At 57.9% G+C, this 8,212-nt stretch carries 7 protein-coding genes, 1 tRNA gene, 2 rRNA genes and 1 pseudogene; 6 read left to right on the top strand and 5 right to left on the bottom strand.

The window, feature by feature from the left end:
- From BLT54_RS11190 to BLT54_RS11180, 3 genes are all read left to right on the top strand, one after another.
- A 23S ribosomal RNA gene (locus tag BLT54_RS11190) occupies positions 1 to 1,792 on the top strand; the annotation flags it as partial.
- A gap of 129 nt (positions 1,793 to 1,921) precedes the next feature.
- Positions 1,922 to 2,036: ribosomal RNA gene (rrf, locus tag BLT54_RS11185) — 5S ribosomal RNA — on the top strand.
- A gap of 213 nt (positions 2,037 to 2,249) precedes the next feature.
- Positions 2,250 to 2,326, top strand: a tRNA-Met gene (locus BLT54_RS11180).
- 286 nt (positions 2,327 to 2,612) lie between these two features.
- Here the strand turns inward: BLT54_RS11180 and BLT54_RS22790 are convergent.
- The 4 genes and pseudogenes from BLT54_RS22790 to BLT54_RS11165 all read right to left on the bottom strand — a co-directional run bounded on the left by BLT54_RS22790 (position 2,613) and on the right by BLT54_RS11165 (position 5,128).
- Complete coding sequence (locus BLT54_RS22790; RefSeq protein WP_245707995.1) at positions 2,613 to 2,870, bottom strand: hypothetical protein; 258 nt, start codon at positions 2,868 to 2,870, stop codon at positions 2,613 to 2,615.
- Positions 2,867 to 3,526: pseudogene (locus BLT54_RS11175) on the bottom strand (nucleotidyl transferase AbiEii/AbiGii toxin family protein). The gene BLT54_RS22790 and the pseudogene BLT54_RS11175 overlap by 4 nt, the downstream one beginning before the upstream one ends.
- Complete coding sequence (locus tag BLT54_RS11170; protein WP_074644950.1) at positions 3,516 to 4,364, bottom strand: type IV toxin-antitoxin system AbiEi family antitoxin; 849 nt, start codon at positions 4,362 to 4,364, stop codon at positions 3,516 to 3,518. Before BLT54_RS11170 ends, BLT54_RS11175 begins: the two are co-directional and overlap by 11 nt.
- Positions 4,365 to 4,534: 170 nt before the next feature.
- Positions 4,535 to 5,128: a TetR/AcrR family transcriptional regulator gene (locus tag BLT54_RS11165; protein WP_074644948.1), complete on the bottom strand. Its 594-nt coding sequence runs from the start codon at positions 5,126 to 5,128 to the stop codon at positions 4,535 to 4,537.
- A 76-nt stretch (positions 5,129 to 5,204) separates the two neighbouring features.
- On the opposite strand from BLT54_RS11165, the gene bdcA reads away from it, so the two are divergent.
- The 3 genes from bdcA to BLT54_RS11150 are packed head-to-tail and all read left to right on the top strand — an operon-like array spanning position 5,205 to position 6,666.
- The gene (gene bdcA, locus BLT54_RS11160; protein WP_074644946.1) at positions 5,205 to 5,912 is read left to right on the top strand and encodes an SDR family oxidoreductase; all 708 of its coding nucleotides are present in this window, start codon (positions 5,205 to 5,207) and stop codon (positions 5,910 to 5,912) included.
- Positions 5,913 to 5,936: 24 nt separating this feature from the next.
- Positions 5,937 to 6,338 (top strand): NAD(P)-binding domain-containing protein, encoded by a 402-nt coding sequence (locus BLT54_RS11155; RefSeq protein WP_281241888.1) that lies wholly within the window; start codon positions 5,937 to 5,939, stop codon positions 6,336 to 6,338.
- Positions 6,310 to 6,666, top strand: a complete 357-nt coding sequence (locus BLT54_RS11150; protein ID WP_074644943.1) for a hypothetical protein — start codon at positions 6,310 to 6,312, stop codon at positions 6,664 to 6,666. Before BLT54_RS11155 ends, BLT54_RS11150 begins: the two co-directional genes overlap by 29 nt.
- Positions 6,667 to 7,110: 444 nt before the next feature.
- On the opposite strand, the gene BLT54_RS11145 is transcribed toward BLT54_RS11150, so the two are convergent.
- Positions 7,111 to 8,199 carry a 4-oxalomesaconate tautomerase gene (locus BLT54_RS11145; protein ID WP_074644941.1) on the bottom strand — a complete coding sequence of 363 codons (1,089 nt, stop codon included), beginning with the start codon at positions 8,197 to 8,199 and terminating at the stop codon, positions 7,111 to 7,113.
- Positions 8,200 to 8,212 lie beyond the last annotated feature (13 nt).

The following is an 8,212-nucleotide window of genomic DNA, read 5'->3' as shown; positions in this document are numbered from 1 at the left end:
GGCTAAGTGGGAAAGCAGGTGGGACGACCAAAACAACCAGGAGGTTGGCTTAGAAGCAGCCATCCTTTAAAGATAGCGTAACAGCTCACTGGTCTAGATAAGTTGTCCTGCGGCGAAGATGTAACGGGGCTCAAGCCATGAGCCGAAGCTGAGGATGCCGTAAGGCATGGTAGCAGAGCGTAGTGTGACATAGTCTCATGTGTCTTTCGATCCTTCGGGATCATTGGACACAAGAGGCTTTCTGTGAAGCGGGCGCGTGAGCGATCCCGTGGAGAGATCACTAGTGAGAATGATGACATGAGTAGCGACAAACAGGGTGAGAGACCCTGTCGCCGAAAGTCCAAGGGTTCCTGCTTAAAGCTAATCTGAGCAGGGTGAGCCGACCCCTAAGGCGAGGCCGAAAGGCGTAGTCGATGGGAACCAGGTTAATATTCCTGGGCCAGTAAGAAGTGACGGATCTCGAGGGTAGTTCATCCTTATCGGATTGAATGGGCTGCTTAGAGGTTCCTGGAAATAGCTCTTACATAAGATCGTACCCTAAACCGACACAGGTGGACTGGTAGAGAATACCAAGGCGCTTGAGAGAACTATGTTGAAGGAACTCGGCAAAATACCTCCGTAAGTTCGCGAGAAGGAGGCCCGGTTCTAAGGCAACTTGGAGCTGGGGGCACAAACCAGGGGGTGGCGACTGTTTACTAAAAACACAGGGCTCTGCGAAGTCGTAAGACGACGTATAGGGTCTGACGCCTGCCCGGTGCCTGAAGGTTAAAAGGAGGAGTGCAAGCTCCGAATTGAAGCCCAGGTAAACGGCGGCCGTAACTATAACGGTCCTAAGGTAGCGAAATTCCTTGTCGGGTAAGTTCCGACCTGCACGAATGGCGTAACGACTTCCCCGCTGTCTCCAACATAGACTCAGCGAAATTGAATTGCCTGTCAAGATGCAGGCTTCCCGCGGTTAGACGGAAAGACCCCGTGCACCTTTACTACAGCTTCACACTGGCATTAGGCCGAACATGTGCAGGATAGGTGGTAGGCTTTGAAGCAGGGACGCTAGTCCCTGTGGAGCCTCCCTTGAGATACCACCCTTGTTCTGCTTGATGTCTAACCGCGGACCGTTATCCGGTTCCGGGACCCTGTGTGGCGGGTAGTTTGACTGGGGCGGTCGCCTCCTAAAGAGTAACGGAGGCGCGCGAAGGTTGGCTCAGAGCGGTCGGAAATCGCTCGTTGAGTGCAATGGCAAAAGCCAGCCTGACTGCAAGACTGACAAGTCGAGCAGAGACGAAAGTCGGCCATAGTGATCCGGTGGTCCCGAGTGGAAGGGCCATCGCTCAACGGATAAAAGGTACGCCGGGGATAACAGGCTGATACTGCCCAAGAGTCCATATCGACGGCAGTGTTTGGCACCTCGATGTCGGCTCATCTCATCCTGGGGCTGGAGCAGGTCCCAAGGGTATGGCTGTTCGCCATTTAAAGAGGTACGTGAGCTGGGTTTAGAACGTCGTGAGACAGTTCGGTCCCTATCTGCCGTGGGTGTAGGATACTTGAGAGGAGTTGCCCCTAGTACGAGAGGACCGGGGTGAACGATCCACTGGTGGACCAGTTGTTATGCCAATAGCAGTGCTGGGTAGCTATGATCGGAAAGGATAACCGCTGAAGGCATCTAAGCGGGAAGCCCCCCTCAAAACAAGGTATCCCTGAGAGCCGAGGTAGACCACCTCGTCGATAGGCTGGAGATGTAAGTGCAGTAATGCATTCAGTTGACCAGTACTAATTGCTCGATAGGCTTGATTTGATCCAGTAAAAGCAAAACTGAAAAGTTTTACTCACTGTGACAAACAGAAGCATACATACCAACACACAGTATAATGTATCTGACTTGGACAATGGCCGGGATCAAACCCGGTCGTGGCTCTTTATTCGGTTTGGTGGTCACAGCACTAGTGAAACACCCGATCCCATCCCGAACTCGGCCGTTAAGCACGGTTGCGCCGATGGTACTGCGACTTAAGTCGTGGGAGAGTAGGTCACCGCCAAACCTAATAAAGAGCCATATTTAATCTCTCTGACGATATCTAAATATCCCCGATCGCTTAAAACAGCCCTCGGGCAATATCCAGAACATACATGTTCTGAAAAGACCGTGCTTTGATCAAAAACAAAGCACAAACAAAGTGCTCAACTAGCCGAACAGCCGGTAGCACAAACAAAGTGCTCAAGTAGCTGAACAGCCGGTAGCACAAACAAACTGTCGCGGGGTGGAGCAGCCCGGTAGCTCGTCAGGCTCATAACCTGAAGGTCACAGGTTCAAATCCTGTCCCCGCAACCAAATATACCCGCGTTAGAAGATTGTCCAAAGCCTCGGCTTCCGTAAGGAAGTCGGGGTTTTTCTTTCCGGCGGCAAACCGCAGGATGGCGCCAAGATCACCGCGCAGGACGATGGCCAACTCGCCATTCTCGGGAACGAGTGTCATGATCGAGAGCGATACGTTCGACATCCTCGACTTCGAGTGTTTGGCTGACACGGTCGACGGCGACGGCCAAGACATCCCGGATGAAGGCTCGGTTTGATTTCGCGGGAAGGTCATTTTGCCATGACCAGAATACGGTGTCGGTCATTGCCAGATGCCTTCAAGGTTCTTTGCTTGTGTTTCACGGCGGTCTGCGGAGAGCATGCCGAGATTGGAAAGTTTCCATCGGACGGCGGGCAGGCTTGCCGCGTCTGTGAGTCCGGAAAGTCCCCAGTCCACATCGCCGCGTTCGATACCTACGAGGAACGCACGATGTGCCTCGGGCATCTGCGCAACCATGATCTCGAGCATTTTCTCGCGCGTGGCAATCAACTCGTCCAGGGCGACTGGTGCTGCAGTCATGCCCCGGAAATTTTCCTTGAAATCTGCACGGATATCGCGTCGGTTTGGCGCAAGCACCTCGATCGCCAGTCGATTGGGCTCACGATGTAGGCGAGGAATGCTTGCCGCAAAGGCTCGGTCACGCCCTCGTTGGCCAGAAGATCCCTGACATCGAAAAGGTCGCGGGGGTGCTGACGATCAAGCGCCGCGACAAGTTTGCCCGCGTAGAGGTCGTTGAACGAAACGACCTGGGTTTCGGCGTATCCGAATGCGTCTGAGACGGTCCGCGAGACCTGCATCGTTCGGGGTTCAAACACGCAGCCGCGCATCACCGGCGTCACCTCGATTTTGATTTGGGTTTCCTGCGTCCTAACGACAAGGCGGTTGACGATGCCTTCCTTGTGCAAACGGCTCGGAAGGACCTTCGCATGCGGCAGAGAGGCCGAAATGGATCATGATATCCGCCCCAACGCCGAGTCGATGTCGGCGAGGGATCCCTCCCTCGCCCGCAGGGGCAGGTAGGTGAGATCAATGTCGATGGACAGTCGTGGCAGGTCCCGCACGAAGAGGTTAATCGCCGTTCCGCCCTTTAGCGCGAACACCTCTTCTCGTGAGACGGAGGGCAGGACACGGACCAGGAGGTCGACCTGTTGCCGGAACCGCTCTTCAATGGCCATCCAGGTTCTTCGGCACGGTGATGTGATACTTCGGGTCCAGCCTGCCGCCTTTGGCGATCACCCGCTTGCCACTCCCCGTGTTTATGGCATCGAGGTCGAGGCGCTTGCCCCAGGAGTGGCCACTGCGCTCGGCAAACCACAAAAAAAGCCTTTTGACCTTCACGCTGTCACAGCTTTCCAACGTCTCCTGAAGCTGCCTTGGACTGAGATTCGAGAGGCCGGTAAACAGGTCGGCAACGTGCTGGAAAGACTGGTTGTCCGGGAGCTCATCCAAGAATTCCAGGATCGCACGCTCCGGACGGGAGATCATCATCGGCCAGGAGCGGTCGCCCCAAACATGGATTCTGAGCCCGTTGGCTGGGCCTTCTATTGTCTCGTCGTTTTTGGTGGACGCCAGGGGAGGGAGAGCGTTAATCGTCTTGGATATCGCACCGGAGCTGAACAGCTTTCTGGCATTCCGCGGCAGGAATTGTATCGTCTGGCCCATTTCGTTGAGCCATTTGGGCAGGCGGGCCTCCGTGTAGAGGTACACCCTCCGCAGGTGCCCCATCGGGACGTAGTGACCGTACCCCTGTAGTTCGAGCGCGGTGAGTCCCCCGACGGCGACCGGCATTCGCATCAGAGACTGCAGCGAGACAACCATGTGTTGCCATTGCGTTTCCGCTCTAGGGCGCCTGTAGAGGCCGCGCGCAGGTTGTTCCAGCCAGCCGCTCGCGACGTACTTGCTGCGCAGCGCGCTTGAGTATCCTGCCTCATCCAGCCATCGCGAACTCACCACCAAGCCTTCCGGCAGGAGGTGCTGGAGTGAGTTCAGCTTTTGGCCTCTTTGCGTACTCATGGTTGGTGATTCTGGATTTTCATAAACCGACATTGGTTTGATGTCGGCCGCATTATGTAACCTATGGTGAGTAAAAACGCAATTTATCAAACCAAACTCTGGGGTAACCGTATGATTACACCCGATAACGAGTAAGCGAACACACATGGAGGTCTTTGTCCTCGACAGCCTTATCCGGGCAATTCCTTCGTGAGCGCCTGTCCGGCTAAGCGCGCCGATGCGAGCAGCCTGTCCGCGTCATGCCCTTCGCGGGCCTTGGCCGAAAGGCCGGCCATGACCGTGGCGACAAAATCGGTGACGCGGTCTGCCGCCTCCGGGACGCGCGCCGCGACATAGGCGCGGATCAGATCCTGGGCCGCGCAATGGAAGACACCCGCCGCCGCGCGTGCGTCCGCGTCGTGGCAGCGTGTCCCTTCCAGCACCAGGCACCCCGGTGCCCCGGGGTCTGCCCCGTAGCGCCGCGCCGCTTCTTCCAGCAGCGTCTTCAGGCCATGCGCAACCGGCTGGTCATCGCGCAGGATCTCCGCGAAGGGAATAGCACCGGTTTCAGCGTAGCGGTCCAGCACACGGGCATAGAGCCCGTGCTTGTTGCCAAAGGCCGCGTAAAAGCTCGGTGGTTTGATCCCCAGGGCATCGGTCAGTTCCGCCAGGCTCACCCTGTCGTAGCCCTTCGCATGAAACAGTCCCTGGGCCGTCGCGACGGCCTGATCCGGATCGAATTGCCTAGGGCGACCGGCGGTGCGCCTGTTTTTTGTAGTGAACACTATAAAACCTCTTGACTGGCTCCTTCAGGCTAATATGTATCTCTCACTACAAAAACTCAAGAGAGGACATCGATCCATGTCAGAAGCAAGAACCGTATTGGTCCTGGGCGGCAGCCGGGGCATTGGCGCGGCGATCGTGCGACGCTTTGCCGGGGAGGGCGACAAGGTGACCTTCACCTATGTTGGCTCGCGTGAGGCGGCCGAGCAGCTTGCTGGCGAGACCGGCAGCACGGCCGTCTGCACCGACAGCGCCGACCGCGATGCGGTCATTGCCCGTGTGCGCGAGAGCGGCCCGCTCGACGTCCTCGTGGTGAACTCCGGCATCGGCATCTTCGGCGATGCGCTGGACCAGAACCCGGACGCGATCGACCGGCTGTTTCAGATCAATGTCCACGCACCCTACCACGCGTCGGTCGAGGCCGCGCGGCAGATGCCAGAAGGCGGCAGGATTGTCGTGATCGGCTCCGTCAACGGTGACCGGATGCCGGTTCCCGGCATGGCCTCCTACGCGGTCAGCAAGTCTGCTCTGCAAGGGCTGGCGCGGGGGCTCGCCCGCGATTTCGGGCCGCGCGGCATCACCGTCAACGTGGTGCAACCGGGCCCGATCGACACCGACGCCAATCCGGCGGAGGGGCCGATGAAGGAGCTGATGCACAGCTTCATGGCCATCAAGCGCCACGGTCGGCCCGAAGAGGTCGCGGGCCTGGTCGCTTGGCTCGCCGGACCGGAAGCCGGCTTCGTGACCGGTGCCATGCACACAATCGATGGGGCCTTCGGCGCCTGAGCCGCGACCCCGTCCTGTCCGGGCATCCCTTGCCCTGGCAGGACGGGGTCGCTCCGCGGGGCACTTTCAGAAAGAACAGAGATGGAAACAATCGGGATCATCGGTGCCGGAGAGGTCGGGAGTCAGATCGCCCGCGCCGCCGTCAGGCAGGGCTACAAGGTGGTCATCGCGAACTCGCGGGGGCCAGAAACGCTGGGTGACCTGGTGTCGGAGCTGGGCCCGTCCGCCCGGGCCGCGACCGCAGCCGAGGCCGCCGAAAGCGGGGATTTCGTGGTGATCGCCGTTCCGCTCAGCCTGAAGAACGACATGCCGGTTGTCATAGCAGGAAACACGGAAGCGAGCGCTTGCAGGCACGATCCCGGAAGTTGTTCGGGAATTGGAGGGTGTTGCCGGAGATTTGGCGCGGAAAGCAATCGCGGCCGATGAAGCGGAAGCACAGCGACAACGAGAGTGGGAGGAACAGCGCGAGCGCTGGCGCCGGGAGGAAGACCAGCGGCAGATCACCATTGCAGCTGACGCCAGCCGCAAACAGCTCTCGGAAATCATCCAACGATGGTCGGTCGCCATGTCGGTCGAGCAGTTCTTCCGAGAAGCGGAAGACCGCATTGCGCGCGCTGAACCAGATCGCCGGGAAAGACTCGCAGCCCGTCTTGCCTTGGCGCGATCCATGGTCGGCACACTCGATCCGCTCGATTTCCTGGAGGGTTGGATCGCGCCGACTGAAAGGTATCAGACGCTCTATCCATATGACTGAAGGGATCGGGTCACCTGCTCATACCCTCCGGTACGCTGCGATTTCCGGACGCCGCGTTTTCTACGCCACCAGTCTTGGCACCACCAGTTCGATCAATCGCAGGAATCGTGGTTTGCGCCCTCCCGCAACCAACGATACTTGCGAAACCTCCGCAGGCCCCGCCGCGGAGGTTTTTGCGTTCGCACCGGCATTCCACAGAGATCGTCTGTTGTGTGTCCCCGCAACCAAAATCACCAAACAACATCAAAGTCTTACAAGCCACCCCCGGGTGGCCGGTTGCGTTTGTATCTCCCCGCTGCAAGCACGCTGGAAGCAACAAGAGCGAACTCAACGCTGTGGCATAGGCGCAATGCAAGCGACTGGCTCCCTCAGCAACAGCACGCCACGTAAGCAAGACACACCCGCCAACTCAGATACCTCCGCTCCCGTACAAAAAACCATAACCTAATGCGCCCAAACCAACGCAGGCACCATCACCTCGCCACGTGCCAACAAACGTGCAGTACGCATTATGCCTGCAGAAATCAGCTCTAGGCCCAACTCATTCTTATAGTAGTTCACGCTAACGAGCATCTGACCTGAGGGATGTTCTAACACAATCTCCAAAGGCCCCCGCTCTGGTAAAGAACAGAGACCCTCGGCCACCGAGCCGGGTAACAAAAGGCAACTGGCAAGGCATTGTGCGCCGGTCACTGCCAGTGTCCCATGGCAGCGTGAAGGCATGAAATATCGCACTGACGCCTGTCCACCCTGCTGTGCTGGCGCGATGAGGGCAAATTTGGGCGTGACGCTACCGGACACGTCTCCCATCCCCATCAGTGCCCCTGCCTGAACGCGAATTTTTTCGCGGCGTGCCGTGAAAACCACATTGTCATCAAGCTCTTGTGCCGTCTCATAGCCTGTGAGGCCAAAGGTTTCGGCGCGTGCAATCACCACTGGCATCGCAACGTCAAGACAAGTGACTGCAACCCCGTCGATCACATCAAGGGGCTGACCGGTCGGCAACATCATGCCGGTGCCTGCGCCTACGGTTTCGCGAAACATCAATGAGACAGGGGCCGCAGTGCCGGGAACACCGTCGATCGCAGCAGTGCCTTCATAGCGCATCTGCGCATTTGGCGTTTGGATCACAATGTCAATCAACGCCCCAGTATTAACTGCGCGCACCCTCACGGCGGTTTCCCCCTGTTGCGCCGTTATCAATCCCATCTCAATGGCTGCGGGGCCAACCCCCGCCAACATATTTCCGCAGGTTGGTTTGAAATCGACGCGCCGCTCCTCTACTGAAACCTGGGCAAAGAAATAGTCGATGTCGACATTGGGATCGTCTGACCGCGACAGCATCGCCACTTTCGTGGTGACGGCCGTACCACCGCCAATCCCATCAATGTTGTTGGGTTGCCCCGCGCCCATAACCGCGATCAAGACTTCGGCCAATTGCTTGCGGTTTTCGGGCAGGTCCGCACGATTGAAAAAAGGCCCGCGCGACGTACCGCCACGATAAAACAGAAAAGGGAGGGGATGTTGTGACATGGCAAAGCTCTCC

This window comes from Celeribacter baekdonensis (assembly GCF_900102315.1).
GTDB classification, from domain to species: Bacteria; Pseudomonadota; Alphaproteobacteria; order Rhodobacterales; family Rhodobacteraceae; genus Celeribacter; species Celeribacter baekdonensis.
The sequence above is the reverse complement of the archived record's forward strand: the minus strand, read 5'-3'. Positions and strand labels throughout refer to the sequence as shown.

What these genes read in the sequence shown, in the direction of transcription:
- BLT54_RS22790 (WP_245707995.1), bottom strand. Translation starts at nt 2,870, where the DNA reads ATGACTGCAGCACCAGTCGCCCTGGACGAGTTGATTGCCACGCGCGAG.
- BLT54_RS11170 (WP_074644950.1), bottom strand. Translation starts at nt 4,364, where the DNA reads ATGAGTACGCAAAGAGGCCAAAAGCTGAACTCACTCCAGCACCTCCTG.
- bdcA (WP_074644946.1), top strand. Translation starts at nt 5,205, where the DNA reads ATGTCAGAAGCAAGAACCGTATTGGTCCTGGGCGGCAGCCGGGGCATT.
- BLT54_RS11145 (WP_074644941.1), bottom strand. Translation starts at nt 8,199, where the DNA reads ATGTCACAACATCCCCTCCCTTTTCTGTTTTATCGTGGCGGTACGTCG.